The organism is Lacrimispora xylanisolvens (assembly GCF_002934545.1).
Taxonomy (GTDB): domain Bacteria; phylum Bacillota; class Clostridia; order Lachnospirales; family Lachnospiraceae; genus Lacrimispora; species Lacrimispora xylanisolvens.
Map to the genome: position 1 here is coordinate 13,644 of NZ_PTJA01000004.1, position 25,032 is coordinate 38,675.

Annotated in this window: 26 protein-coding genes, 2 tRNA genes and 1 pseudogene; 13 read left to right on the top strand and 16 right to left on the bottom strand. The window is 41.2% G+C overall.

All coding sequences use genetic code 11. The annotated features are described in order from the left end of the window. Positions 1 to 82 precede the first annotated feature (82 nt). Together BXY41_RS08055 and BXY41_RS08060 are read left to right on the top strand one after the other, a co-directional pair. Positions 83 to 1,629 (top strand): annotated as a pseudogene (locus BXY41_RS08055) (IS1182 family transposase). A 12-nt stretch (positions 1,630 to 1,641) separates the two neighbouring features. Beyond that, positions 1,642 to 2,277, top strand: a complete 636-nt coding sequence (locus BXY41_RS08060; RefSeq protein ID WP_104436325.1) for a hypothetical protein — start codon at positions 1,642 to 1,644, stop codon at positions 2,275 to 2,277. 213 nt (positions 2,278 to 2,490) lie between these two features. On the opposite strand, the gene rlmD is transcribed toward BXY41_RS08060, so the two are convergent. Further along, complete coding sequence (gene rlmD, locus BXY41_RS08065) at positions 2,491 to 4,029, bottom strand: 23S rRNA (uracil(1939)-C(5))-methyltransferase RlmD (protein ID WP_104436326.1); 1,539 nt, start codon at positions 4,027 to 4,029, stop codon at positions 2,491 to 2,493. A 154-nt stretch (positions 4,030 to 4,183) separates the two neighbouring features. Here rlmD and BXY41_RS08070 point away from each other — a divergent pair, with 154 nt between their 5' ends. After that, on the top strand, positions 4,184 to 4,777 hold the full coding sequence (locus BXY41_RS08070) for a prolyl-tRNA synthetase associated domain-containing protein (protein ID WP_104436327.1): 594 nt from the start codon (positions 4,184 to 4,186) through the stop codon (positions 4,775 to 4,777). A 59-nt stretch (positions 4,778 to 4,836) separates the two neighbouring features. Here the strand turns inward: BXY41_RS08070 and BXY41_RS08075 are convergent, their stop codons facing one another. Continuing rightward, positions 4,837 to 5,736, bottom strand: a complete 900-nt coding sequence (locus tag BXY41_RS08075; RefSeq protein ID WP_104436328.1) for a GGDEF domain-containing protein — start codon at positions 5,734 to 5,736, stop codon at positions 4,837 to 4,839. Positions 5,737 to 5,907: 171 nt separating this feature from the next. On the opposite strand from BXY41_RS08075, the gene BXY41_RS08080 reads away from it, so the two are divergent. Beyond that, a complete protein-coding gene (locus BXY41_RS08080; RefSeq protein WP_432765506.1) occupies positions 5,908 to 6,249 on the top strand; it encodes a helix-turn-helix domain-containing protein in 342 nt (113 codons plus the stop codon). Between the two features lie 23 nt (positions 6,250 to 6,272). Here the strand turns inward: BXY41_RS08080 and BXY41_RS08085 are convergent, their stop codons facing one another. Genes BXY41_RS08085 through BXY41_RS08095 form a run of 3 tightly spaced genes read right to left on the bottom strand, consistent with a single transcriptional unit; the run spans position 6,273 to position 10,283 of the window. After that, complete coding sequence (locus BXY41_RS08085; RefSeq protein ID WP_104436329.1) at positions 6,273 to 8,060, bottom strand: aminopeptidase P family protein; 1,788 nt, start codon at positions 8,058 to 8,060, stop codon at positions 6,273 to 6,275. Further along, the gene (gene lpdA / locus BXY41_RS08090) at positions 8,057 to 9,490 is read right to left on the bottom strand and encodes a dihydrolipoyl dehydrogenase (protein ID WP_104436330.1); all 1,434 of its coding nucleotides are present in this window, start codon (positions 9,488 to 9,490) and stop codon (positions 8,057 to 8,059) included. Before lpdA ends, BXY41_RS08085 begins: the two co-directional genes overlap by 4 nt. 7 nt (positions 9,491 to 9,497) lie before the next feature. Then, positions 9,498 to 10,283 (bottom strand): Cof-type HAD-IIB family hydrolase, encoded by a 786-nt coding sequence (locus tag BXY41_RS08095; protein WP_104436331.1) that lies wholly within the window; start codon positions 10,281 to 10,283, stop codon positions 9,498 to 9,500. Between the two features lie 127 nt (positions 10,284 to 10,410). Between BXY41_RS08095 and BXY41_RS08100 the strand changes: the two genes are divergently transcribed. The 5 genes from BXY41_RS08100 to BXY41_RS08120 all read left to right on the top strand — a co-directional run bounded on the left by BXY41_RS08100 (position 10,411) and on the right by BXY41_RS08120 (position 12,196). Then, a tRNA-Pro gene (locus BXY41_RS08100) sits at positions 10,411 to 10,484 on the top strand. Between the two features lie 75 nt (positions 10,485 to 10,559). After that, positions 10,560 to 10,632 (top strand) — tRNA-Val (locus BXY41_RS08105). A gap of 162 nt (positions 10,633 to 10,794) precedes the next feature. After that, on the top strand, positions 10,795 to 10,974 hold the full coding sequence (locus BXY41_RS08110) for a hypothetical protein (protein WP_104436332.1): 180 nt from the start codon (positions 10,795 to 10,797) through the stop codon (positions 10,972 to 10,974). Between the two features lie 71 nt (positions 10,975 to 11,045). After that, positions 11,046 to 11,474 (top strand): GNAT family N-acetyltransferase, encoded by a 429-nt coding sequence (locus BXY41_RS08115; protein ID WP_104436333.1) that lies wholly within the window; start codon positions 11,046 to 11,048, stop codon positions 11,472 to 11,474. 116 nt (positions 11,475 to 11,590) lie between these two features. After that, positions 11,591 to 12,196, top strand: coding sequence for a DJ-1/PfpI family protein (locus tag BXY41_RS08120; RefSeq protein ID WP_104436761.1), 606 nt, complete (start codon positions 11,591 to 11,593; stop codon positions 12,194 to 12,196). Positions 12,197 to 12,296: 100 nt separating this feature from the next. Here BXY41_RS08120 and BXY41_RS08125 read toward each other — a convergent pair whose 3' ends face one another. Together BXY41_RS08125 and BXY41_RS08130 are read right to left on the bottom strand one after the other, a co-directional pair. Next, on the bottom strand, positions 12,297 to 12,860 hold the full coding sequence (locus BXY41_RS08125) for an HD domain-containing protein (protein WP_104436334.1): 564 nt from the start codon (positions 12,858 to 12,860) through the stop codon (positions 12,297 to 12,299). A gap of 215 nt (positions 12,861 to 13,075) precedes the next feature. Continuing rightward, positions 13,076 to 13,573: a GNAT family N-acetyltransferase gene (locus tag BXY41_RS08130; RefSeq protein WP_104436335.1), complete on the bottom strand. Its 498-nt coding sequence runs from the start codon at positions 13,571 to 13,573 to the stop codon at positions 13,076 to 13,078. Between the two features lie 360 nt (positions 13,574 to 13,933). Between BXY41_RS08130 and BXY41_RS08135 the strand changes: the two genes are divergently transcribed. Together BXY41_RS08135 and BXY41_RS08140 are read left to right on the top strand one after the other, a co-directional pair. Then, positions 13,934 to 14,299, top strand: coding sequence for an ACT domain-containing protein (locus BXY41_RS08135; protein WP_170072275.1), 366 nt, complete (start codon positions 13,934 to 13,936; stop codon positions 14,297 to 14,299). 85 nt (positions 14,300 to 14,384) lie between these two features. Continuing rightward, positions 14,385 to 16,055, top strand: coding sequence for a S8 family peptidase (locus BXY41_RS08140; RefSeq protein ID WP_104436337.1), 1,671 nt, complete (start codon positions 14,385 to 14,387; stop codon positions 16,053 to 16,055). A 10-nt stretch (positions 16,056 to 16,065) separates the two neighbouring features. Here BXY41_RS08140 and BXY41_RS08145 read toward each other — a convergent pair whose 3' ends face one another. Further along, complete coding sequence (locus BXY41_RS08145; protein ID WP_341457815.1) at positions 16,066 to 18,462, bottom strand: HAD-IC family P-type ATPase; 2,397 nt, start codon at positions 18,460 to 18,462, stop codon at positions 16,066 to 16,068. Positions 18,463 to 18,738: 276 nt separating this feature from the next. Between BXY41_RS08145 and BXY41_RS08150 the strand changes: the two genes are divergently transcribed. Beyond that, on the top strand, positions 18,739 to 18,939 hold the full coding sequence (locus BXY41_RS08150) for a cold-shock protein (RefSeq protein ID WP_104436338.1): 201 nt from the start codon (positions 18,739 to 18,741) through the stop codon (positions 18,937 to 18,939). 177 nt (positions 18,940 to 19,116) lie between these two features. Here the strand turns inward: BXY41_RS08150 and BXY41_RS08155 are convergent, their stop codons facing one another. Together BXY41_RS08155 and BXY41_RS26675 are read right to left on the bottom strand one after the other, a co-directional pair. Beyond that, positions 19,117 to 19,326 carry a hypothetical protein gene (locus BXY41_RS08155; RefSeq protein ID WP_146088559.1) on the bottom strand — a complete coding sequence of 70 codons (210 nt, stop codon included), beginning with the start codon at positions 19,324 to 19,326 and terminating at the stop codon, positions 19,117 to 19,119. Positions 19,327 to 19,735: 409 nt separating this feature from the next. After that, the gene (locus BXY41_RS26675) at positions 19,736 to 19,873 is read right to left on the bottom strand and encodes a hypothetical protein (RefSeq protein ID WP_170072273.1); all 138 of its coding nucleotides are present in this window, start codon (positions 19,871 to 19,873) and stop codon (positions 19,736 to 19,738) included. Between the two features lie 107 nt (positions 19,874 to 19,980). On the opposite strand from BXY41_RS26675, the gene BXY41_RS26680 reads away from it, so the two are divergent. Further along, complete coding sequence (locus BXY41_RS26680; protein WP_170072277.1) at positions 19,981 to 20,127, top strand: hypothetical protein; 147 nt, start codon at positions 19,981 to 19,983, stop codon at positions 20,125 to 20,127. A 122-nt stretch (positions 20,128 to 20,249) separates the two neighbouring features. On the opposite strand, the gene BXY41_RS08160 is transcribed toward BXY41_RS26680, so the two are convergent. From BXY41_RS08160 to BXY41_RS08185, 6 genes are all read right to left on the bottom strand, one after another. Then, positions 20,250 to 20,555, bottom strand: a complete 306-nt coding sequence (locus BXY41_RS08160; protein WP_104436340.1) for a hypothetical protein — start codon at positions 20,553 to 20,555, stop codon at positions 20,250 to 20,252. 99 nt (positions 20,556 to 20,654) lie between these two features. After that, the gene (locus BXY41_RS08165; RefSeq protein ID WP_104436341.1) at positions 20,655 to 21,539 is read right to left on the bottom strand and encodes an ROK family protein; all 885 of its coding nucleotides are present in this window, start codon (positions 21,537 to 21,539) and stop codon (positions 20,655 to 20,657) included. A gap of 16 nt (positions 21,540 to 21,555) precedes the next feature. Continuing rightward, positions 21,556 to 22,491: a type I phosphomannose isomerase catalytic subunit gene (locus tag BXY41_RS08170; protein WP_104436342.1), complete on the bottom strand. Its 936-nt coding sequence runs from the start codon at positions 22,489 to 22,491 to the stop codon at positions 21,556 to 21,558. Positions 22,492 to 22,574: 83 nt separating this feature from the next. Further along, complete coding sequence (locus tag BXY41_RS08175) at positions 22,575 to 23,369, bottom strand: DUF7402 domain-containing protein (protein WP_104436343.1); 795 nt, start codon at positions 23,367 to 23,369, stop codon at positions 22,575 to 22,577. Beyond that, on the bottom strand, positions 23,369 to 24,073 hold the full coding sequence (locus tag BXY41_RS08180) for a GntR family transcriptional regulator (protein WP_104436344.1): 705 nt from the start codon (positions 24,071 to 24,073) through the stop codon (positions 23,369 to 23,371). Before BXY41_RS08180 ends, BXY41_RS08175 begins: the two co-directional genes overlap by 1 nt. Positions 24,074 to 24,200: 127 nt before the next feature. Next, complete coding sequence (locus tag BXY41_RS08185) at positions 24,201 to 25,007, bottom strand: gluconate 5-dehydrogenase (RefSeq protein WP_104436345.1); 807 nt, start codon at positions 25,005 to 25,007, stop codon at positions 24,201 to 24,203. Positions 25,008 to 25,032 lie beyond the last annotated feature (25 nt).

Sequence of the window (25,032 nt, forward strand, 5' to 3'; positions counted from 1 at the left end):
GGCTTACGCCTCGGATTTTGTTGCTTTTTGGGGTCTGTTTTTGATATAATGTAAGTATCAAACCAGAGGCGGTGGATTACTTATGCTGACACAGAATTCGGATAAAAAACGAGATCAATTGCAGATTTTTTGTATGGATGACTTAGTACCTCAAGATCATCTTTTGAGGTTGATTGATAAAGCCATTGATTGGAGCTTTATTTATGATCTGGTCCAGGACAAGTATTCTATAGATACTGGTAGACCCAGCATGGATCCGGTTATGCTGATTAAAATTCCTTTTATTCAGTACCTTTATGGGATTAGAAGTATGCGACAGACTATGAAAGAGATAGAAGTCAATGTTGCTTATCGTTGGTTTCTTGGACTCGAAATGACGGATAAAGTCCCTCACTTTTCAACTTTTGGAAAGAACTATGCGAGACGTTTTCGAGATACTGACCTTTTTGAACAAATTTTTACGCATATTCTCGAACAATGTTATAAATTCAGGCTGGTGGATCCAGGAGAAGTTTTTGTGGATGCCACGCATGTAAAAGCCTGTGCTAACAATAAAAAGATGCAGAAACGGATCGCAAAAGAAGAAGCATTATTCTACGAAGAACTTCTGAAAAAAGAAATTAATAAAGACCGTTCTTTGCATGAAAAAAAGCCTTTAAAGGACAAAGACGACAGTGGGGACCAGCCTCCATCTTCGGGAAGTTCTAGTATAGAGCCAAAAACCATAAAATGCAGCACAACAGATCCTGATAGCGGCTGGTTTCGAAAGGGAGAACATAAACATGTCTTTGCTTATGCAGTGGAGGCGACCTGTGATAAAAATGGCTGGATTCTTGGGTATACAGTGAATCCGGGGAATTTGCATGACAGTAGAACTTTTAAAGGTCTTTATGATAAAATTAAAAATATAGGGATCCAAACCCTGGTAGCAGATGCAGGGTATAAAACCCCAGCAATTGCTAAGCTGTTAATAGATGATGGAATAAATCCACTATTTCCGTATAAGCGTCCTATGACAAAAGAAGGTTTTTTTCGAAAACACGAGTTTGTATATGATGAGTATTATGACTGTTACATTTGTCCAAATAACAAGACATTAAAATATAGTACAACAAACAGAGAAGGCTATCGTGAGTATAAGAGTTGTGGTTATATATGTGAGACCTGCCCTTATCTAAAGCAATGTACAGAAAGTAAGGAACATGTGAAACTGGTGACCCGCCATATCTGGGAGCCCTACATGGAGATGTGTGAAGACATCCGTCAGACACGGGGGATGAAGGAACTTTATGGGCACCGTAAAGAAACGATAGAACGGCTCTTTGGAACAGCGAAGGAAAATCACGGATTCCGATATACGCAGCTGATAGGAAAAGCTCGAATGGAAATGAAGGTCGGGCTTACATTTACGTGCATGAATTTGAAAAAACTAGCAAAAATGCAACAAAGGTTTGGTCTGTTAAAAGCTAGTTTAACTTTGTTAGCGTCTAAAATTACAGAAAAACCGTATATACAGAGAAAATCGGTGCTAGGACTTGCGTCCTGACACCGATTTGTCTACAGTCTGAGACGGCAGTCTCCATGAGACTGCCGTCTTATAACAATTGCTTATACGGTAAAAATACTTAAGGGGGATTTTAAATGATTTTGAAAGAATTAAATCATAGTAAAACCGAAACAGGGACATCCGAAAAACAAGAGCGGCCGGGGGACCCCGGACCAGCATTAACCTTTATTTTCACAATGCTTACCATGGAGTTTTGGGGAATTCAAGCTGGTATTTTCAACGGCCCCACAATGCTATCGGTTGGTCTGGTGCAGATCGCCTGCTTTATTCCCTATCTGATTGGTGCAATCCTATTCTTCATTAGAGGCGATTCCGTCAATGGCAACATTTTTCTCATCTTCGCCACCTTGTTCGGCGGAGTCGGCGGTTTCTGCAATACAATGATCGGCTTTGGAAATATTATGGGCTGGCCAATCTGCACACAGATGACGGCACTTCCTTACATCTTAGGCGGCTTATCGATTTTTCCGGTTTTATGGGTCAACCGTAAAACGGCGGATAAAGTTACCGCCATCTGTTATCTGGCGGCAGCCTTCTTCCTTTCGCTTTCAGGACTTGTCAGCCTGAATATTCTGAGTGGTAGTTGGAACGCAATCATCCAGTGGCTGAGCCTTACCGTCGTTATCACCGGTTTCTACAGTTGCTTCAACGGTCTGCTGGTCTGCGGCGGAAGCAGAGGCATCCCTGTAGGAAAACCTTTCTATAAATAGACATCTGAAAGAATACACAGAAAGCCCGGCTTTCACGTCGGGCTTTCTTCTTTACAGACTTCCCTATACAGGGTGGACTTAAACGCAATGCAGGCGCTCCCCAGCTGAGCTATATCCCATCCTTTTCCTAACTATAAAAGCACTTCGGAAAGATTTTGCCTTTAACTATCCTATGTCATCCGTGGAAGAGCAAAAAACACAACAGCTTGTGGTTCAACCCCTATTTTTCTTATCTAAACCGCAATACGTCATCATTATCACCGCTTCAACATGCGTCGTCCAGGGAAACATGTCCACCCCCCACGCCTTCTTCGCCTCATACCCCTTCTTCTTAAAATACTCCAAATCCCGAGCCAACGTCTCCGGCCCGCAAGACACATACACCACTTTATCCGGCCGCATTTTAGTTACAGCGTCAATAAACTCCTCCGTGCTTCCGCTTCTTGGGGGATCCATAAACACCACATCCACATGCTCTCCGGATTCTGCCATATTGACCATAAATTTTCCTGCATCATTACAATAAAAGCTTGCATTCTTTATATGATTAAGTTTTGCATTTTCAATTGCATCACGTACTGCATCCTTATTTAATTCCACGCCAATCACTTCTTTTACATGGCTGCTGGCAACAATTCCGATTGTACCGATTCCACAATAAGCATCAATAATTCTTTCTTTTCCAGTCAGCCCCGCTGCTTCAATGGCCTTCTTATAAAGAACCTCTGTCTGCACCGGATTTACCTGATAAAAGGATTTGGAGGATATGCGGAAACGGCATCCGCAGAGAACATCTTCTATATAGCCCTTGCCATAGAGTACATTCTCCTTATCTCCAAGCACCATACTGGTTCCCCTGTTGTTTAAATTTTGTATCACTGTGGTGATTTCCGGATGGCGTTCTCTTAGTGCTTTAATAAAATTGTTCTTTGATGGAAATACCGGGGAAGCTGTTACAAGCACAACCATAATCTCACCAGTCTCAAAACCGCGGCGGATTAAAACATGGCGCAGCAGACCATATCCTGTATCCTCATCGTAAGTACGGATTTTGAAGGATTTGAGCATTCCCCTGATAGTTCCGATAATCTCATCTGATTTCTGATCCTCAATGAGGCAGCTTTCCACAGGAACAACAATATGAGAATTGGCTTCATAAACGCCAGAAATAGGATTTCCCTTTCTGTCATGGTCAAATACGGCATGTACCTTATTGCGATAATGATAAGGATCACTCATCCCAATCATAGATTCCAGACGGCAGAAAGGTTTTAACAGCGTTTCCAGATCTTTTTGTTTCTGCTCCAGCTGTTTTTTATAAGGCAGATGAAGGAGCTGACAGCTTCCACATCTTCTATAAACAGGACACTGAGACGAATTTCCCTGGCCGCGTTCTTTATGAAATTTATTACCTGGCCTCTCATCATTTCTTATCTTATCATTCCGAGTCTTATCATTCCAAGTTTTATCATTCCGAGTCTTTCCATCTTGTCTCTTATCACTTTGTGGAGTTCGGGAAAATGTTTTTTCATTCTGCACTTTACCATTCTGCGCCTTCCCATTCTCTCCCTTCCCGTTATACATCTTCTCACTCCGCGTCTCCACTCTCGGCTTCTTCCCGCTTATGGCCTTTCCGCCTTGTGTCCCCACTCTCCCCTTATTATCACTGGCAAACTCTTTCTTCTCGGTTTTTGCCACCGGTTTTTTGCCTTCTATACGAAATTTTTCTTTCTTCAAACGATTATCTATCATTTCATTAATCCGCCTTTTCTTCTCTGTTATCAAAAGCTATTATAGTATATTCTTCCCCATAAAACCACCGAATTCCGTTGTTTATTGAAAAACTATTGCATTTTCGCCATTGGCGTTTATAATAATTCAAAAAGAGAAAAGGAAGAATCGACAAATGACTGATGAAGACAACAGCTTCTATATAGATAAAACACTTTACAACGGACGTCCCGCAAATTCTTCGGACCGATTGGAAAAGGAGTCTCGCACCTATGATCTCTTAGACCAGCTTGAAATCCCTTATCAGCGACTTGACCACGAACCACTCCCAACCATTGATGCCTGCCGGGAAGTTGATACCCTGTTAAACATTGATATTTGCAAAAACTTATTTCTCTGCAATGCAAAAAAGACGGAATTTTATTTACTCCTGCTGCCAGGAAAAAAGAAATTCCGTACTGCCTGCCTTTCAAAACAAATTGGCTCCTCCAGGCTCTCATTTGCTGATCCGGAGTTTATGATTCAGTTTCTTGATATCACCCCGGGCTCTGTTTCTGTTCTTGGACTCATGAATGACAGAGACAACAAAGTTCAGCTCTTAATTGACAAAGATGTGCTGTCCTTTGAGTTCTTCGGATGCCATCCCTGCATCAATACCAGCAGCCTGAAAATGAAAACAGCCGACTTAATTGACCGGATTCTTCCTGCCATAAATCACAATTATATTCTGGTGGATCTTCCTGATGAACCGGATCCTGCAACGAATTGAAAAACTAAAAAAGGGCAGGATTTCTATCTCCTGCCTGATCTTTATTTTCTTAATATATCTTACTTTACCTGCCAGATATTGTCGTGATAAGAGGCAATTCGGTTCTTCCCTGCCTGCTTGGCATAATACATGGCACGATCCGCCTGTGAAAAAAGTCTCTGATAATTCTCTTCCTTCTTACCAGTGCTGGAAACGATTCCGATACTGACGGAAAGGCGTCCTTCTCCTTCCGGTACCGATTTCTTTGCCCGCTTTAACAGTTTTTCCGCCCGCTTGTACACATCGGGTTCGGAGGTAAATACTACGAATTCATCGCCGCCGACTCTGCCTACCAGATCCGGCTCCGGGAAAAGATCACAGAGCATTCCGCCGACTTTCATAAGAATGCGGTCTCCTGTGGGGTGACCGTAGGAATCGTTAATTTCTTTGAAGTTATCAATGTCAATCATGCACAGCCAGCTTTCTGAGTCACCTTTTAACAGCTCATCGACCCGGTATTCGAAGGCTGATTTGTTGTAAACTCCTGTCAATCCGTCTTTCAAGGACTTTAAAAGGAGTTGCTCTTCTCGCGCTTTTGATCCGCTGATATCCTGAAGCTTGCCGATCATCTTAAGCGGAGCAGTCTTTTTGTCTTCCCAGATAGCGGTTAAATTACAGCAGCACCAGTGAAATGGTTCCCCTTTCTTTGCCATACTGAATTCGAAGGACCGCATCTCCCCTTCATTGGGTGCATTATCTCTGTGCTTCATAAAAAAACGCTCAAATGCCTGTAAATTAATCTGGCCTTTTGCATTAGCTGAAAGATACAGCCGCTTCTCTGGATAGGAATACTCGAACAATACAGTGTCAGTAAAAAAACTCATGTTCCCGTACAGCTGCTCTGCCTGGCTGAAACGGAAAGACTCCTGTATGATTCCCTTACTCTCACTTTCTAATTGTCTTTCTGAATTTCCTGTCATGATACTTCCCCCTGTACCTCACGGAATCCTTTATTACCCGTCTTTTCTATATGTATATCATACATGATAACGCTTTTTACCCGTATATGCAACTTGTTTTTGGAGCATTATTACGCATATAATACGTAATGTCTGGTTAAAATATCCTTTATGATAAACCAAGAGGTGATAATGTTGAATGAACAATTTGTCAGGAACCGAATCACAGAACTCCGCCTGAAGAAAAATATTTCGGAATATCAGATGAGCTTAGATCTGGGGAAGAATAAAAGCTATATTCAAGGTATTTCTTCAGGACGTTCTATGCCATCCATGAAACAGTTTTTCGAAATCTGTGATTATCTTGAACTTACTCCCATTGAGTTTTTTAATACAGAAAAAAAAGAGCAGACTCTTTACAGGGAGGCCGCCGCAATTTTGAATGAATTAAGCCTCGAAGATCTGGAAGCGGTTTTTCCAATTTTACTGCGGCTCAGGGCGAAGACGGACATAAAAAAACAGGCAGAACCTTAAATCACTAAGGTCCTGCCTGTTTTTTATATTGCTCTGGTCTGCTCTTTCAGCCAGACAGCTTCTTCCTCTGTCAGATGAGGCGCTACCGCATCATATACTTTTTTGTGATAATCATTTAAAAGTGTTTTATCCCGTTCTGTCATCAGTGACGGATCTAATGCCTCTAAGTCAATGGGTACCATAGTCAGAGGTTCAAATTCCATAAACTGACCGTATTCATTCAACTCCGCTTTTTTACATACAATCATGTTCTCAGTTCTTACTCCGTGGCTTCCCTCGATATAAACTCCAGGTTCATCAGAAGTGATCATTCCTTCTTCCAGAACGCAGTTGTCCTGACGCTCGGCAACCATACGCCAGCGGAAACCATTGGGACGCTCATGAACATTGAGAAGATATCCAACTCCATGCCCTGTACCGTGGTCAAAGTTAATTCCTCGGCTCCAGAATGGTTCTCTGGCAACATAGTCAAGTGTCAGACCTCTGCAGCCATGCAGGAACTTTACAGCTGCCAGACGGAGCATGCTGATGACTGTAAGTGTAAAATGCTCCCGTTCTGCATCGGTAAGGGGGCCTACCGCAATGGTTCTTGTTACGTCAGTGGTTCCCTCATAGTACTGGCCGCCGGAATCCACCAGGTAAAGTCCTCTCGGTTCAATGGAAGCATTGCTTTCTGAAGTTGCCTTGTAATGACACATGGCGGCATTGGATCCATAAGCTGAGATGGTGTCAAAGCTGATTCCTAAATTACCTTCCTGCTCAGAGCGCAGCTTATCTAAGTATTCCTGAGCACTGATCTCGGTGATTTCCTGCTTACCTACATTGTGCTTCAGCCAGTAAATAAATTTCACCATGGCTGTTCCGTCTTTTATATGGCCCTTTTTCATATTTTCCACTTCAACAGGGTTTTTGATTGCCTTTGCCAGTACAGAAGGGTTCATACGGTCAATGATCCGGTTGGAAGAATCAATTCCTTTTACAATGGCGTAATTGGTCCTGCCCGTCTCAAGGAGAATTCTCTGATCTCTTAACTGGCTGACAGAAGCATAGATGTCATTATAAGGGCGCACCGTTACGGAAAGATCTTTTAAATATGCTTTTACCTGGTCATTTAAGGTTTCTTCATTTATAAACAGGTAGAAACGCTCCATTGTCACCATTGCATAGGAAAGAACAACCGGATTGCAGCTTACGTCATTTCCCCTGATATTTAAAAGCCATACGATATCATCCAGTGAGGTGAGAATATGAACAGTTGCTTTTTCTTTTTTCATCTCTTCTCTTAAATCACTGATTTTTTCAGCTGCAGATTTACCGGCAAACTTTTCGTCGAGAATCCAGACCGGCTCTTTTGATAAATGGGGACGCTGCTTCCAGATCTGGTCCACAAGATCCTCTTCATATGCCAGGGTTACATGTTTATCTGCCAGCTTTTCTTCAAAATCCAGTCCCTGACGGCAATTTACAACCCGTCCGTCAAAGCCCAGCGTTCCGCCTTCTGGCAGCACCGTTTCTAAATATTCCAGAATTTCAGGAACTCCCGGATTTCCCATCTTTCTCAGTTCCACACCTGTGCCGGAAAGCTGCTTTCCCGCCTGAACAAAATATCTCCCGTCTGTCCACAGACCTGCTTCATCTTTTGTGATTACGGCAGTTCCTGCAGAACCGGTAAAGCCTGTCATAAATTCTCTGGCTTTAAAATATTCTCCTACATATTCTGATTCATGAAAATCAGAGGTGGGAATCATATAAGCGTCCATATGGCGCTCTGCCATTAAGTCTCTTAACTGTTGCAGTCTTTCACTTATCATTGCTTTGCTTCTCCTTTGGTTTCAAAATAATTTTCTATTGCCTCCGTAATGCCCTCGCTGTATGTGGGGTGGGCGCGCATGGCCAGCCGGAGCTGTTTGGCCGTTAACCCGTTTGCAATTGCGGTTGCCATCTCACTAATCATATCCGTTGCTCTGGGACAGACAATCTGGGCTCCCACCAGAGTTCCGGAGTATTCCTCAAATACCAGATGAATAAATCCGTTCTGCCTGCTGGTAATAATGGATTTTCCATTGGAACTCATGGAATAGCGGCCACAGCGCACATTCATATTGTTTGCATTGGCCAGTTCTCTGGTAATTCCCACCGAAGCGATCTCAGGCTCTGTATAGATACAGCTGGGAACCACCGGCAGTTTCACAAACATTCCGTTTGGTACAACACTAAGGCGGATGGTATGCTCGATCCCCGCGATCTTTTCCACTACATAAGTTCCCTGTGCAGCAGCAACGTGAGCCAGCAAAATATCTGATGCCACATCTCCGATGGCATAAATTCCGGGCTCACTGGTCTGAAATTCTGAGTTTACTTTTAAGCGGCCATTCTCCACCTCTAAGCTTACATCTTCTCCCAGAAGTTCGTCAATGCAGGGAATCCGTCCTGCTGCAATCAATATCTGACTGGTACGAATGGTCTGTTCCTGCCCGTTCATTTCAAAGACACAGGCAAGTCCGTGTTCTTCCTCTTCTTTAATTTCCTTAATATTCACCAGGCAGTGAACTGTAATTCCTCTCTGCTTCAGCTCTTCTTCCAGTGCCTGTGACACTTCTAAATCCATGGGACCCAAAAGATGGTCTTTCTGTTCAAGAATTGTTACATTGGAACAAAGCGCGCTGAAAATGGTGGCAAACTCCACCCCAATCACACCTCCCCCGATCACAAGAAGGCGGTCATAATTCCAGGTATCTGACGCAAGGAGCCTCTCACTGGTTAACACTCCCGGCAAATCCACTCCCGGAATATTGGGTATGGCACATTTTGCTCCAGTGGCTATTATGAGATGATCCGCAGAATAAAAATCTTTTCCTTCCGGGCCGCTCACTTCCACCGTTTTATTTCTACGAATCACAGCCGTACCGGTGATCACTGTAATATTCTCAGCTTCAATCAAATCTGTAATGCCTTTTCGGTATGATTTCACCGAGTTTTTTTTGTAATGCTGCATCTTCTTAAAATCAAAGGAAATAAAATCCGTAGATACACCGAATTCATCACAGTTTTGAAGCTCTTTAAATTTACTGGCGGCATGGAGAAGGGATTTTGTTGGAATGCACCCTTTGTTCACACAGGTTCCTCCAAGCTTTTCTTTTTCCACAATGGCCGTCTTTAATCCCAAAGAAGCAGCCTTTAACGCGGCAGTATAACCGCCCGGCCCTCCTCCAATGATAATGATGTCATAATGTTTTGCCATAAACCTCCTACTGCCGGATCAGTCCATAATGAAGGCAGGCATTCTTAATTCCATCCTGATCGATGGCATCTGTAATATAATCTGCTGCCCGCTTCAGCTCATCCATGGCATTGCCCATTGCAATTCCGATTCCTGCAGCCTTCACAATATCATAATCATTCATGCTGTCTCCAAATGCAATCGTTTGGGAAAGAGGAATCTTATAAAAGTCACAAAGTCTGGCAAGCCCTACCGCCTTAGATGCCTTTCGTTCTACTACATCTGCACCTTTCTTGTCCGCAAACATATGAACGTGGATTTCCGGGAACTCCTCTTCCATGGTTCTTGCACCAGCTTCGTCTCCGATGTATGCCATGGTTCTTACATCAAGATGTACCAGCTTATCGGCATCTGCAAAATTTCTTCTGCATTCTCCCCATAGCTTCCTGTCATGCTCTGCAACTGTCTCCGGGTTTACATAATAATCGTATTCCCCTACCGTGGTACCAACACTGTATGATGTGGTCTTTGCATAGGCCAGAATCTGCTTTAAAAGATTTTTATCAAAAAAATGTTCATAAATTACAGTCTCTCCCACAGTCACCTTGGTTCCATTGAGATGAATAATTGCATCGGGCCGAATCTGATCCCTTATTGCTGTACTGAATATGGAATCCATATCTCTTCCAGTTGCCACCACTATGGTATAATTCTCCCTCAGTTTCTCGATTGTCTCCATCGCACTTGCCGGAATCGACCAGTCTTTATGATCTAGCAGCGTCATATCTATATCAAAGCTTACGATTGGTTTCATCTATTTTCACCTTTTTTTCTTCCTGATTAGTCTTGTCTATTCCATCATATATTAAATTTTGAAATATTTCAACAAATATACTTTACCAATTGGAAATTTTCTGCTATAATGTCTGAGTGTCAGGAAACGGAGTATGGCGTAGCTTGGTAGCGCGCTCGGCTGGGGGCCGAGAGGTCGCAGGTTCAAATCCTGTTACTCCGATTGACGATTGTATTATTAGTACCGGATTTCCCATCAGATAGGAAACCGGTGCTTTTGGTTTACCGATAAATGTATGGAGACATAGCTCAGCTGGGAGAGCATTTGCTTGACGTGTAAAGGGTCGCAGGTTCGAATCCTGTTGTCTCCATTAATTTTGAACCCTGGTAAATACAAGGATTCCTTGTGTTTACCAGGGTTTTTGTATTTTAAAGATTACGGACCCGTTAGACTTTATTAAATAAAAAATATATGAAAATGCTTGACCAATCGAACAAACGTTCTTATAATTATCTCCAGGAGGTGATTATAGATGAAGGCAAAATGTGAACTTGAGCCAGTTTTGAATAAATGTCCCCATTTTGATCCAGTGGAACAGGAATGTAATTCTGATAATAGCTGCTGCGGATTTTATAGAATTCCCAGCGCAGAAAGTATCCCTCAGTATTTTAGACAGCCACGGTGGTATGAACAATACTACAAAAAACGATAGCTCAATACGGGCTCACAAAACAGGACCCGACTTTAAACAATTATTTATACTTTGTGACGGAGGTTGTAAATATGAAAATAACACATTTAGAAGTTATTTCTGATGAGGTTATTAAACTCTTTTCCGATCAAGATGACTTTATGATAGACTTTCTCGGTACTGATTGTGCTTATTATACCCGTTATAGCAAAAATGAAAATATAAAAATTGTTTGGTTAGCCTACTTGGATGACTTACCAATAGGATGTGTTGCTTATAGAAAAAAATCTGATAATGTGGGCGAAGTTAAACGTATGTTTATAAAGAATGAATATCGCGGACGTGGAATTTCTAAATTATTGCTTAATATGGTAGAGCAATATGCAAAACAGTGTGGTGATAATAAACTACATCTAAGTACGCGTATTACACTTGAGCCAGCTGTCACATTGTACCGACATTCTGGATTTTTTGAAACATTTCGCAATGGTCTTTATATAGAGATGGAAAAGAAACTGTGATTAAAATTTGGGGAAACTTAATATTGATAGTTAGTAAGATGTGTAGTAGTCTATTCATTAAGATTATTTATATAATGGAACCCATTCCTGAAGCACATGAGATTGGAGAAATAGATATGAAAAAGTATTGGAACGTTGGTATACTTCTTTTTAACGAGGTTGAATTGCTGGATTTTGCTGGGCCATATGAGGTTTTTTCAATTGCTTCATATCCAAATTGTAAACAGAAGCCCTTTACAGTAAAGACTGTCGCTCAAACAACAGATTTAGTCAGCGCTCGAAATGGTCTAAAAGTTCAACCCGATTTTGACTTTAGTAATAGTCCTCATTTTGATATATTAATTGTACCCGGGGGGTATGGAGCAGAAGAAATAGAAATCCATAATGAAGCTCTAAAAAAATGGATTAAGATCAAGGCAGAGGAATGCGATATTATCGCATCTGTGTGTACAGGCTCATTATTATTAGCTGAGACTGGATTATTAGATGGAAAAAGAGCAACAACACACTGGCTGGATATAGATAGACTGGAAAGTGAGTATAAGGAAATAAAGGTTCAAAGAGGAGTTAAATATGTTGATGAAAACGATATAATCACATCTGGTGGTATTTCAGCCGGAATCGATATGTCTTTTTATCTTCTTAATAGACTTGTTGGAAAAGAAATTGCCATTACTACAGCTAAAAGAATGGAGTATGATATAGACCTCCATAATATTTAAGGATAATTTTAATTTATTGGTTCCTATTCGTGTAAGAAGTTCAAAAGTACTTCTGACGAATAAATCTTATACACTTAAATTGGGTAGTTTGTCTATAGGTTCAATTCAAAACGTTCATAACTTGATCAAATTTGGTTTTGTACAACATTTTACTCTTGTCAGAGAGTTTTTCATAACTCCTTATTAATTTATTTCTTACAAATTCTCTACCTTCATTAATATCCAGCTTTTTATTTACATAAGCTAAATATAATAAACCTGGGACATTATCAAAATGAGATATAGCATCTGCATCTGTAACACATAGTTCCTCCAGAGTAACTCTTGAATTCGATATACTACCCCTGTGATTTCTGATACATTGCTGTATAAGTTTAATTTTATCAGGGGAATAGTTAAATTTGTGCAGAATATCCTCAGCCATTTCTGCACCATGAATATGATGATCCTCGTAAAAGCTATAATCTGTTATAGAAGCAATATCATGTAACCATGCAGCAATTAATACAACTTCCTTATCCGCACTATAGCTATCGGCCAGAATTTCAGCATTTTTAACTACAGCCTGGATATGATAAAAACATCCCATTCCAAAATGATTAGTTGGTAATTTACACCTTTGTTCAACTTCTTCACATAAGTAATTTAAAATATCTTCTCGCATATTGACCTCACTTAATACAGCCATAAATTCTTGTATTATAATAATACAGGACATTATATGAACTATCAATATTAATTTTTACAACATACGCTACTCCATCAAATACTAATTTGCTTTGTCCGCTCAATGGGCAGAATAACGATCTATTCTCTCCATTTTCTGAATTCATATAGAAAACACGGAGATTCCTTTCAGCACAAGGTTTCTGGTGATACTTATCTTTTTATTGAATAATAAATACAATGCTGCAATCTATCCTGATAAACCAGATCTTCTTCCCCATCAATTCGTTTCATACCACATTTCTCCATCACCCGGATACTCGCTTTATTTGTGTCAAAAGTACCTGTAATAACTTCATTATATCCCCTTACAAATAAATCTTCTATAACCGCTTTTAACACCTCTGTTGCAAAGCCATTATTATGATACTTCGGATTAATCACATAACCCAGTTCTATTGCATCCGTGTCCATAGATACGTCATTAACCCAGCCAATTAATTGATCATCCTTATAAACACCAAATTCATAATGGTCATCTGAATAAGAAAACTTCTGAATTTTTTTAAAAAGAGAATACGCTTCTTCTTTCGTATTAAAGTCAGGTATCATATAGGTTTTCTTAATAATTTCATTTATTAACATTGCGGCCATTACCTCTTGGTCTCCATCAGAATACGGTCTTATTACTAATCTTTTTGTTATAATCATAAAATCCCCCTCAGATTGCATTCTATTTTCCGATATCATAGTTCACGCCTTATCTTTTTTTTAAGCATCCTTTCATTACAGATTATAGAAATTAATGCTAAGTGTCAATATCCAAATTCTAAAGTACGATAAACGCTAAATATTAATTTACTGGCTCAAAATCCAACCACAATAGCCCTGCCTCCCATTTTTTAAAATCACTTGACCTCAAACACAAATAGTGGTAAATTATACACAATCGTTTATAATTATTCACGCAGACTTTGCCGCCGGGTAAAGTATCACACCAGCGTTCAGATTTCATACCATTAGGCCATTGAAGGTATGATATTCTGGACTTTTTTAATAGGAGGAAATGAAATGGATTTGCAGATTATTGACAGAAAGTTTTCTATCTGTAAGCTGAAAGAAATAAGTACTGAGCTTTTAAATCATGAATTTACATTTGTCAGCAAGACCGATAACGAATTATCGTTGATATGCGAAACGGATCATATGCCAGAAATAAATCTGACTGCAGAACATGGATGGCGTTGTTTTCGGATTGCGGAGGATGCGTCATTTGAGAAGTATGGCATGATTTCGTTCTTATCTAAAATTATTGCTGATGAGAAGACCTGCATTTTAGTTGTGGCCACTTATGATACGGATTACATATTTTTAAAAGAAGATCGTTTAGAAGACGTCAAAAAGGCCTTGCTGTCAAATGGGTGCATATTTATCTAAATCCCCATTCAGCCATACTTAGAAAGAATACATAACCGGCATCCGCATACTATATACCATAAGTAAAACAGATTGGATGCCGGTTATGCAAAAAATATTGGATGAGAATTATTACGATTTTATCATTGATAACTCCATGATACCAAGATATAGTACCGGAGATAACATCACATTATTAAATGATGCTCATTCATTGCTGCATGTCTCCAGAAGTGTGATGGACGTTTGCGATATCGGACGCACTCCCTATTACGCCTTCCCATCAGTTTATACCCTTGCCTCTTCTGCCAGTGATGAAAATTCACCCAATAAAACCGTGGAGCAAAATACCAATTACAATCTCCTTGGGCAATGTACACTGGTTGGCATTGTGGACACGGGAATCGATTATCAGCATCCTGCTTTCCGAAATGCAGATGGTTCCACCCGCATCGTATCCCTATGGGATCAGACTGACCAGAGCGGGGCATCTCCAAAAGACTTTACCTTTGGAACAGAATACACCAAGCAGCAGATCAATGCCGCACTGCTCTCCAATAATACGATGTCGCTCGTCCCTACAGTTGATACGATCGGTCATGGAACCGCTATCGCAAGTATTATATCAGGCAGTATAGATACCAAAAATTCATTTAGAGGAATTGTTCCCTATAGCGAACTTGTTGTGGTGAAATTAAAAGAGGCAAAGAAAAATCTGAGAAATGTTTTTTTAATACCAGAGGATGAACTGTGTTTCCAGGAATCTGATGTAATTCTTGGTATCCGTTATCTGGTTGAAGAAGCAAAAAAAATGGAGCGTCCCCTTGTTATTTGTATTGCAATGGGAACCAGCCAGGGAATTCATGACGGGCAGGGCGTAATGAGCCAGTATCTGGCAAATCTTCTGCTCTTATCAGGTGTTAATGTTTCCATTGCTGCAGGTGATGAGGGGAACCGGGGCCGGCACTATTTTGGAAGCATTGATTCGGCTCCCTATAGCACCGAATTCCAGTTAAACATAAGTAATGAAGATAAAAAATTATCCATGGAAATATGGCCCAGCATTCCTGGCAGACCGGCAATCCAGATTATTTCTCCGGATCGATTGATCACATATAAAATAGAACCTTCCTTTAACGAATGTATTAAATTTGCTTTTGACCAGGGTCTGGTATGGGTGAATAACATTATTTTTGAGGAAGAAACCGGGCAGCAGCTGATCTTAATACGCTTTGACCAGGCTGAGCCAGGACTTTGGACCTTCCGTCTGGACAGCACGGAAATCCAGCCTTTTTATTTTAATTCCTGGCTTCCATCTGGTAATCTCATATCGGATGATACCTACTTTATAAATGCAAGTTCCGATACTACCATAATCAATCCGGGAAACTCAATTAATACTCTGACTACCTCCGCCTACAACCAGCTTGACGGTACAATATTAGTGCAGTCCAGCAGAGGCTATACCAGCAACGGAATGGTGAAACCAGACATTGCAGCTCCCGGTTACCAGATCCCATGCGCACTTCCCCAAAACCGGTACGGAACCATGAGCGGGACAGGAGCTGCAGCTGCCCAGGCGGCGGGGGGAATTGCCATGGTCATGGAATGGACGCTGTGCAAAGGAAATTTTACCTCTCTTACCGGAAAACAGATTAATCGCATGATTGCCCGTGGAGCAAAACGCAGCAGCTCCTATCTCTACCCCAATAATGTATGGGGTTATGGACAATTAGATATTAATGGGTTAATAACCCGGCTGATTAATGTTTTATAATCCATGAAAATTATTGTTTCTTTTGTCTAATCTTCCTGTACAATTCATCCAGCTTCTCTATACCAATGGTCAGATACCGGAAAAGAGACTCTGCCGCAAAGGAAAAAACAATCAATAATAACACACATATATTGGACATTTCACTTATGGCAAACAGCTGATGAAGAAAGATCCCGCAAAATACCAAACCCAGAATATTAAATATTATAATGCCGTTTTTAAAAGGATTGAGCGGCGCACTGATCTTCGTGAGTATCATAAAGCCAACCACAGACAAAAGCATGGTAGACGCGGTGGCAATATCATTCTTAGGAAGTGAAAATACTTCTCCGCAAACCACCAGGGCTCCCACTGCCAGTACGTCTGTCAGGCCAGCAGGAAGCGCTTTAATCAGCACATTTTTCAGGAAATGACCTTTGATGCGGTTTTTATTTGGTTCCAAGGCCAGCAAAAATCCGGGGAAACCTATGGTAAACATACTGATCAGCGATATTTGGGACGGTTCCAGTGGGTAGGTAAACGAAATTACCAGTGAAAGCAGAGCCAGCAATATGGAGAAGATATTCTTCACCAAAAATAAGACCGCCGAGCGCTGTACGTTATTTACTACCCGTCTTCCTTCTATTACCACGTTGGGCATATGGGCAAAATCGGAATCCAGTAAAACCACCTGAGCAGCCTGTGCAGCAGCTTCGCTTCCCGACGCCATTGCCACACTGCAATCGGCATCCTTCATTGCAAGAATATCATTTACTCCGTCTCCGGTCATAGCAACCGTATGACCAGCCTTTTGCAGTGCCTGTACCAGCTTTTGTTTCTGTTTGGGCGTAACACGCCCGAAAACCGTATATTCCTCTAAAGCACTTGCAAGCTTACTGTCTGTATCCAGTGTCCCTGCATCTATGAACTGATCTGCATGCTCTATTCCTGCACGTTTTGCGACCTCCGATACTGTTTCTGGATTGTCTCCCGATATGACTTTGACGCATACCCCCTGCTCTTTAAAATAGGAAAAGGTCTCTCTTGCATTTTCCCGGATAGGGTTTGTTAAAATAATGTACCCCATGGGCACTACCTTTTCTGACAGTCCATCCTTGAGACTGGTTCCTTCATATTTTCCCAGCAAAAGGACTCTGTGACCATTTTTAATATAAGTGCTGATTTCAGGAAGTACCAAAGGATACTCTTCCCGCATTATAAATTCAGGTGCCCCAAGTAAGAAGCTGCCATCTGAAAATGATATCCCGCTGTATTTTGTAGTAGAAGAAAATGGGATAACCTCCATGGTTTCCCTTTTTTTTGAATTGGTATCAAAAGCTGCAACATATTCCCGGATTGCATGCATTGTTGCATTATCATCTGGAATGGAAATAGCATAATCCGCTAAAAGCAGCTCAAGTTCTTCTTTCGTCTTAATTACCTGGGAGTTTACTTTGCTTGGGATAATTTCCAGAACCTCCATACCCGGTTCCGTAATTGTCCCTGTCTTATCGACACACAGTACGTCTACCCTTGCAAGGGCTTCGATACTTTTCATATCATGGAGAATGACCTGATTTTTTGCCAATCGCATGGTACTTAAAGCGAGGGCTATGGTAGTCAGTAAATAAAGTCCCTCCGGTATCATACCGATAATAGCGGCTACCATGGAAACAATGCTTTTTTGCATGGTTTCATGATTCATATAATATCCCTGGGAAAACAGAAGGATACCGATGGGAATAATTCCTATACCAATCCATTTCACCAGCTGATTGATGGAACGTATCATTTCTGACTGCTCACCGCTGCCCATGGCTTTTGCTTCCGCCGTGAGTTTTGTTATATAGGAGTCATTTCCCACATGCTCCAGCTTTGCATAACATTGCCCGGATACCACAAAACTTCCGGATAAAAGACTACTTCCACTTATTTTTTCAATTTCATCTGCCTCTCCTGTTAAAAGGGCTTCATTAACCTGTATATTACCCTCAACCACAATTGCATCTGCACAAATCTGATTTCCGGCTGACAGTAAAACTATATCGTCCTTTACCAGTTGCTGGGAAAGGATTTGTTTCTGTACTCCATTTCTGAACACGATGGAATGGGGGGCATTAATTAAATTCATTTTATCCAGTATTTGTTTGGCACGAAGTTCCTGGACGATACCTATTACTATGTTTCCTATAATAACAGGTAAAAATGTCAGGTTGCGGTAGGAGCCAACGTAAATCAGCAGTATGGCTATGATTAAAAAAATCAGGTTAAAATAGGTCAGTATATTGGACAAAATAATATTTTTAACGGACTTTCCAGTTGAAATGTCGCTTTGATTTATCAGCCCCTGCTCTACTCTTTCATTTACCTCATCTTCCGTAAGTCCTCTCCAGCCAGTGTTTTGCGCATCATTTGTCATATCACTCATCTTACACCTCATAATCATTTTATAAGTTTCTATTGTATCAATAATATCTTAAACAACTGCTAAAACTTTATTAATAATTCCAAAGCAGAATGGAAATTTTTAATTACTTTATTTTATATTGACTATTGTTCTCTTCTGTGGTATATTAGATTAGTATTTTAATAAAGTTTTGATTTCGCATATATTTGTAAGTCATTATTCTATTGATGATTTACAAGTATATGCGATTTTTAGTTTTAAGCAGAATACACAATAATTTTAAGGAGGTATCTTTTCATGAAAAAAGGTACAGTAAAATGGTTTAATGCACAAAAAGGTTTTGGTTTCATCTGTGACGAAGAAGGCAACGATATTTTCGTTCATTTCTCCGGTCTTGCTATGGAAGGTTTCAAATCTTTAGAAGATGGCCAGTCTGTTGTTTTCGAAACAATCAACGGTAACCGTGGTCTTCAGGCTGTTAACGTTCACGTAGCTTAATTTCATACAGATGTACGAATCACGTCTATTTATCCATTTTCTTCAAATACCCATTTGATAAAGTGAATTTGTTAAGGTGAAAATGTACCAACTATCTGTATTTTAAAAAGTCAGAGTAATTTTTATTTATTACAGCTAAGCCAGCAAGGTTTATTTTATATTCCCTGCTGGCTCAAACTATTTATATATTATTATATATTTGTTAAGAAGGCGGGTACCGGAATCAACCGGATACCCGCCTTTATTATGATTAATTGCAGCCACAATCATCGTCATCATCAAAACGACGATGGCAGCGAGGATCATTACAGCCAGCTCTATATCCAGCCCAGTAAGCTCTTCTAACTTCCTCTGAGCAGTCAACTTCATCATCATCATCGCAGTCACAATTATTATTCCAATTGCCATTACAATTATTATTGCAATTATTATTGCAGCGATTTCCGCAACCCCAGAAGCATCCCATTGTTTACTACCCCCTTTTCAAATTATAATGTATTATATGGTGTATAAAGACAAGATGTGAATGGAGTAGCGCTGGCATGTCCGGCTTGTTCACACAATATAAGAACATGCATATATTATTATTACAGAACGAGATATCAAAACATTACCGGGGAACACAAAAACGAGCGCAAGCCGCCGCAAATCCGCCTTACCAATGTAAAAAACTCATTTTCCGCGCTGTCAGATATTGTATCTTCGGTTGATAATGAGTTCTGTAAACTGCCCGATCATAAGTATGAAACCTCAGCAGGGCGAAAACCAACGCATCCTGGTTTTCGCCCTTTTCTAATTAATCTGATCTTCGTTTGGTATTGGGTCCCATACCTTCTCTGCGGGAATTATGGGTGTGGTTCTGGTTTTCAACTTTTCCTTTTTCTTCCCTGTATTGATTGGCTGAATTTGTTTTTTTTGTATCATCCTTTGACATAATTATCACCTCTTATTTAATATGTCTGCCAGTCCCATATTTTATGCAAATCTGGATTCACGCATAAATAATTCCTCCTGGTACATTCTAATTATGAGGTGATAATCATGTCATATATAGCTCCTGCAGTCCAGGCAAAATTTGAAACGCTTTCCATCGATTTAAAAAATCAGATCCTGGAACGAAATGTGCAGATCAACAACATTTACGACCTGATCCGTGTTCTGGAAGAAATCGTAAATGAAGGAAAATGATCCTTATGTCAGCAGCCACAGGCCTGTTAAGACCTGTGGCTGTTTTCATCTGCTTCACAGTCATAAAAAAGAAATAAGGGCCGAACCCCTGAGGAACGACCCATGAAAAAATGAATATTCAATTATCTGCAGCTTCTTAAGAATGAGGAAAGCTGACGGGTATTGCAGGAACTTCCGGTATTGCAGGTCTTGCCTGTGGATGCACCTTTTTTGCCAGTTGAAGTATTGCAGTTAGAGCTGTTGGTGTTACATCCATACTTGCTTAACAGACTGTTTAAAGACTGTCCATAGCAGGATGAAGTATAGCAGTTAGATGAATAACAATTAGGCACTGAACTGGAACAGGTCGCTGCCTGTGCTGTGATTGGTGTTCCTGCTACGGTGAATACAGCTGCTGCTGCTAATACAAATGCTGGTAATTTTCTCATGGTAATATCCTCCTTATTTGTTACGCAATTGTTACATTTCCTTTACAAAATGTATCATAACATACATAAAATGGAATTACACTAGGAGAAAAATGGCAATTAACCTATCTTTTCCAGTTGATATTCATCCACTGCCAGCTTCAGGGCACCCATGATCCCCTGATTGTCGTTAAGGCTTGGTAAAACAATATAATGCTCCATATCTTCCAGTTCTTTTGTTTTGATATAACCGCCCAGCTGACGGGTTACTTCCTCTCTCACCAATGGAATTAAATGCTCCTGATGCATCACACCGCCTCCCAGAATAATACGCTGGGGAGAAAGTATCATAATATAATCAACAAGTGCCTGGGCGATATAATAAGCTTCCAGCTCCCAGACTTCTTTTCTGTCTGCCAGCTGTGCTCCCTTCATTCCCCAACGAGCCTCTATGGCAGGGCCTGCCGCCATGCCTTCCAGGCAGTTTTTGTGATATGGACAAGCTCCTTCAAAGGAATCTTTCGGATGTCTGGATAGAAGCAGATGTCCGCCCTCCGGGTGAAGCATTCCGTGAAGCAGCTTTCCATTGGATATAATACCAGCTCCCACGCCAGTTCCAATGGTAATATACATACTGTTCTCAAGCCCCTTTGTAATCCCCCAGGTAGCCTCCCCAAGGGCAGAACCATTCACATCGGTATCAAACCCCACCGGTACCTTTAAAGCCGCTTTAAATGCTCCCACAATATCATAGTTCAGCCACGCAAGCTTGGGAGTGGTGGTAATATAGCCATACGTATCTGAATTCCTGTTAAGATCAATGGGACCGAAGCATCCGATCCCCAATGCTTCAATTTCCTTATCCAAAAAATATGCAATCAGTTTGGGCATGGTAATCTCCGGTGTCTCCGTGGGTATGGAAACCCGCTCTAAAATCTCGCCGTTCTCATTGCCTATGGCACAAACCATCTTTGTGCCCCCTGCTTCTAATGCTCCCAGTCTCATAACTTCTCCTCCTGCTTTATTCGGGATTGGAACAGATGACAGACATCTTCCCCTCAAATCTGCACTCTTTACTCTTTGCCGGTATAATAAAATTCTGACCTGCTTCCAACGGGATTCCATTGATGGAACCTTTACCGCTTATCACACTGACATTGGTAAAATACTTGGAAAACTCTTTTGCGAACACCCCATCAATCTCATACTTGTCCACGGAGTAGTACTTACAGGTGATTAAATGTGTATGCACAGCCCCGGACAGCTTCTCTGTTACAGCAATTGCCTGATTTTCCTTAAATGGTGCTCTGATGGTGGCAATACTCTGTTCCACATGCAGCTGTCTTGGTTTTCCATCTGAAAGACGGTCATAGTCATAAACACGGTAAGTGATATCACTGCTCTGCTGGGTCTCAAGAATTAAAGTTCCGCCCTTAATCGCATGGACACAACCCGGATTAATCTGGAAGAAGTCTCCCTTCTTAATGGGAACAGTCCGTATGAATTCCTCCCACTGATGGTTCCGTATCATAAATTCCATCTCGTCCCGGTCTTTGGCATGATGCCCGATTACAATTTCTGTGTCCGGTTCACAGTCCAGAATATACCAGCATTCTGTTTTTCCAAGAGAACCATTCTCATGAATCTTTGCATAACTGTCGTCAGGATGTACCTGAATGCTTAAATCATTCTTTGCATCGATGATTTTAACCAGAAGAGGAAACTGGTCTCCGGGATAAAAACCGAATATCTCCGGTTTTTCCTTCCATAAACGGCTTAGAAGCTTTCCGTCATAAATCCCCCCGGCAATCTGGCATTCCCCATTCTTGTGAGCACTGATTGCCCAGCATTCCCCTGTGGTATCGCTTGGTATGTCATATCCAAATACTGTCCGAAGCTGATTGCCGCCCCAGATGGCTTCCTTAAAAACAGGTTCCAGAAATAAAAACTCCATCACTCTTCCTCCTTATGTGTCAACCCTGTATGCTTACTGCCTATATTTTACATGAATATCAGCAAAAGGAAAAGAGGTATTTCAAGTTAAAGAGAATCTTTTCCATATACTTCAATCTGAGTAAGGGCAGGAAACGGAGAAGGATCATCTGCTTTGATTAAATTACTAAGCTTTAGCCAGGTAATCTTGTTCTTTTTTATTGAGAATCCATGAGGTTTTATGCTTTTTTCCATTTTCACAGCCTGGCTCGATCCGTCTGAAAATGTAAAGGTTGCTTCCACCCACCAGTTATCGTGGGGGAAATCGGCACGGGTATATAATACAATCTGGTCAAAATCCACTTCCCGTCCAAAATCCAGAGTGATTTCTGCATCATCCTGTCGGTTAATTCCCCATGATTCATATGGCCACTCCCCATGGGATTCATTGGCAAGAACGCCATCGATGGCATTGCGTGCAGCAAATACTGCCTCACCTCTGGTTTCTACATTGGCAAATGCATGAGGAAAACAGCCGGTATCACCATGCTGGTCCATCACATTGACAGCAAGATTGCGGTACTGTTTTACTTCTGTTTCCCCTGCTTTCCGAATGGTAAGGTAATGCTTCGTTCCTGTAAATGCCTTGGGGTTGTAAGATACTTTTTTATCTCCAAAGGGTATGGTAAAAATCACTTCCGGTTTTGTTATATAGACTAAGGATTCATCCATGCAGTCATCAATCCGGATTACGTAATGTCCGCCGGGCTCATCAGTTTTGCATACAATGGCATCTCCTTCTTCATAACTGCCTTCATACACCAGGACTGCCTGCTCCTCTCCTGATGCAAATGCTTTTATGGTATCACTTAATCCCTTTACAGTAATGGATACACTGGTCATCATTCGTCCTCCTGCTCTTCCTGTTCAAAATAGTCTTTGTATTCTACCTCAATCTGGTGTTTCATACGTTTCATGCTGTAAGTCAGGTGTTCTCTGAGGGATTGTTCCAGACCTTCAATATCCTTTTTTTCCAGCAATTCAAATAACTCCGTATGCTCTCTGATAATTCTTGTAAAATCGGTTTCTGTTACAAAATCCAGCATTCGGAATCTGGTGTAATGAAGCTGCTGTGCCTGTATCATATCCCAGAGTTTCCGTTTACCGGTAGCCCGGTACCAGATGGCGTGCATCTGTGCGTCCATGCGGTAAAACTGCTCTGGTTCAAAACCTTTTTCCAGTATAAGCGCCTGCTGCCTGCGGATCATATACCGGACTTCCTCCATCCAGAGTGGAGTAGCCATATTGGCAAAATCACGCATAACCATGGTTTCCACGGCAACGCGCATATAAATCATCTGTTTGATGGTATCCAGATTAAGAAGTGTCACCTGCGTACCGGAATAAGGTACGGATATGACGAATCCCTGCTCCTGCAGCTTTCTTACCGCTTCTCTTACAGGAGTCCGCGATACACCAAACCGTTCGCAAATCTCATTTTCACTTATGATCTGTCCGGGCTTTAATTCCAGATCCAGAATCTCCTGCTTTAAAGTTTCAAATACCAGGTCGCCACGGTTTTTATAGGTCTTGGTCTTTCCTTCCATTGAACCCTCTCCGTCCTTAAAATTTAAACGTAACAATTAAATAAAATATGCCATGACTCCCGCCTGTTAAGGGCGGGCATCATGGCCATGTTTATCCCACTGGGGACTTCCCTGTAAGGGCATGCAATTACTGTGGCTGTTTACCGATGTAAGCTAAAATACCGCCGTCAACGTAAAGAATATGTCCATTGACAAAGTTAGAAGCATCAGAGGAAAGGAATACTGCAGGACCTGCAAGATCCTCAGCCTCACCCCAGCGTCCTGCCGGTGTCTTAGCAATGATGAACTGATCAAACGGATGTCTGGAACCATCTGCCTGTACCTCACGTAAAGGTGCAGTCTGTGGTGTTGCAATATAGCCAGGTCCGATACCGTTACACTGAATGTTGAATTCACCGTACTCAGAAGCAATGTTCTTTGTCAGCATCTTCAGTCCGCCCTTTGCAGCTGCATAAGCAGATACAGTCTCACGTCCAAGCTCAGACATCATGGAACAGATATTGATAATCTTTCCGTGACCTTTTTTAATCATTGACGGAATTACTGCCTTTGCTACGATAAACGGAGCATTTAAGTCAACATCAATTACCTGTCTGAACTGTTCTGCTGTCATATCGCACATGGGAATACGTTTGATAATGCCTGCGTTATTAAACAGGATATCGATTACGCCTACTTCTTTTTCTATCTGAGCAACCATGGCATTAACAGCCTCTTCGCTGGTAACATCACAAACATATCCGTGAGCAGTAATGCCCTCTTCTTTGTATGCTGCAATTCCTTTGTCTACTAATTCCTGCTTAATATCATTAAAAACAATGGTAGCGCCAGCTTCTGCAAGAGACTTAGCAATCGCAAAGCCAATACCATAAGATGCGCCAGTTACAAGTGCAACTTTTCCTTCAAGAGAAAACTGTTTTGTAAAGTTATCCATATTCGTGATTCTCCTTTGCTTTTAT

Excerpts from the sequence above, each read along its gene's own strand:
- BXY41_RS08060 (WP_104436325.1), top strand. The coding sequence starts at position 1,642 with ATGATTTTGAAAGAATTAAATCATAGTAAAACCGAAACAGGGACATCC.
- rlmD (WP_104436326.1), bottom strand. The coding sequence starts at position 4,029 with ATGATAGATAATCGTTTGAAGAAAGAAAAATTTCGTATAGAAGGCAAA.
- BXY41_RS08070 (WP_104436327.1), top strand. The coding sequence starts at position 4,184 with ATGACTGATGAAGACAACAGCTTCTATATAGATAAAACACTTTACAAC.
- BXY41_RS08075 (WP_104436328.1), bottom strand. The coding sequence starts at position 5,736 with ATGACAGGAAATTCAGAAAGACAATTAGAAAGTGAGAGTAAGGGAATC.
- BXY41_RS08080 (WP_432765506.1), top strand. The coding sequence starts at position 5,908 with ATGTTGAATGAACAATTTGTCAGGAACCGAATCACAGAACTCCGCCTG.
- BXY41_RS08085 (WP_104436329.1), bottom strand. The coding sequence starts at position 8,060 with ATGATAAGTGAAAGACTGCAACAGTTAAGAGACTTAATGGCAGAGCGC.
- lpdA (WP_104436330.1), bottom strand. The coding sequence starts at position 9,490 with ATGGCAAAACATTATGACATCATTATCATTGGAGGAGGGCCGGGCGGT.
- BXY41_RS08095 (WP_104436331.1), bottom strand. The coding sequence starts at position 10,283 with ATGAAACCAATCGTAAGCTTTGATATAGATATGACGCTGCTAGATCAT.
- BXY41_RS08110 (WP_104436332.1), top strand. The coding sequence starts at position 10,795 with ATGAAGGCAAAATGTGAACTTGAGCCAGTTTTGAATAAATGTCCCCAT.
- BXY41_RS08115 (WP_104436333.1), top strand. The coding sequence starts at position 11,046 with ATGAAAATAACACATTTAGAAGTTATTTCTGATGAGGTTATTAAACTC.
- BXY41_RS08120 (WP_104436761.1), top strand. The coding sequence starts at position 11,591 with ATGAAAAAGTATTGGAACGTTGGTATACTTCTTTTTAACGAGGTTGAA.
- BXY41_RS08125 (WP_104436334.1), bottom strand. The coding sequence starts at position 12,860 with ATGCGAGAAGATATTTTAAATTACTTATGTGAAGAAGTTGAACAAAGG.
- BXY41_RS08130 (WP_104436335.1), bottom strand. The coding sequence starts at position 13,573 with ATGATTATAACAAAAAGATTAGTAATAAGACCGTATTCTGATGGAGAC.
- BXY41_RS08135 (WP_170072275.1), top strand. The coding sequence starts at position 13,934 with ATGGATTTGCAGATTATTGACAGAAAGTTTTCTATCTGTAAGCTGAAA.
- BXY41_RS08140 (WP_104436337.1), top strand. The coding sequence starts at position 14,385 with ATGCAAAAAATATTGGATGAGAATTATTACGATTTTATCATTGATAAC.
- BXY41_RS08145 (WP_341457815.1), bottom strand. The coding sequence starts at position 18,462 with ATGAGTGATATGACAAATGATGCGCAAAACACTGGCTGGAGAGGACTT.
- BXY41_RS08150 (WP_104436338.1), top strand. The coding sequence starts at position 18,739 with ATGAAAAAAGGTACAGTAAAATGGTTTAATGCACAAAAAGGTTTTGGT.
- BXY41_RS26675 (WP_170072273.1), bottom strand. The coding sequence starts at position 19,873 with ATGTCAAAGGATGATACAAAAAAAACAAATTCAGCCAATCAATACAGG.
- BXY41_RS26680 (WP_170072277.1), top strand. The coding sequence starts at position 19,981 with ATGTCATATATAGCTCCTGCAGTCCAGGCAAAATTTGAAACGCTTTCC.
- BXY41_RS08160 (WP_104436340.1), bottom strand. The coding sequence starts at position 20,555 with ATGAGAAAATTACCAGCATTTGTATTAGCAGCAGCAGCTGTATTCACC.
- BXY41_RS08165 (WP_104436341.1), bottom strand. The coding sequence starts at position 21,539 with ATGAGACTGGGAGCATTAGAAGCAGGGGGCACAAAGATGGTTTGTGCC.
- BXY41_RS08175 (WP_104436343.1), bottom strand. The coding sequence starts at position 23,369 with ATGACCAGTGTATCCATTACTGTAAAGGGATTAAGTGATACCATAAAA.
- BXY41_RS08180 (WP_104436344.1), bottom strand. The coding sequence starts at position 24,073 with ATGGAAGGAAAGACCAAGACCTATAAAAACCGTGGCGACCTGGTATTT.
- BXY41_RS08185 (WP_104436345.1), bottom strand. The coding sequence starts at position 25,007 with ATGGATAACTTTACAAAACAGTTTTCTCTTGAAGGAAAAGTTGCACTT.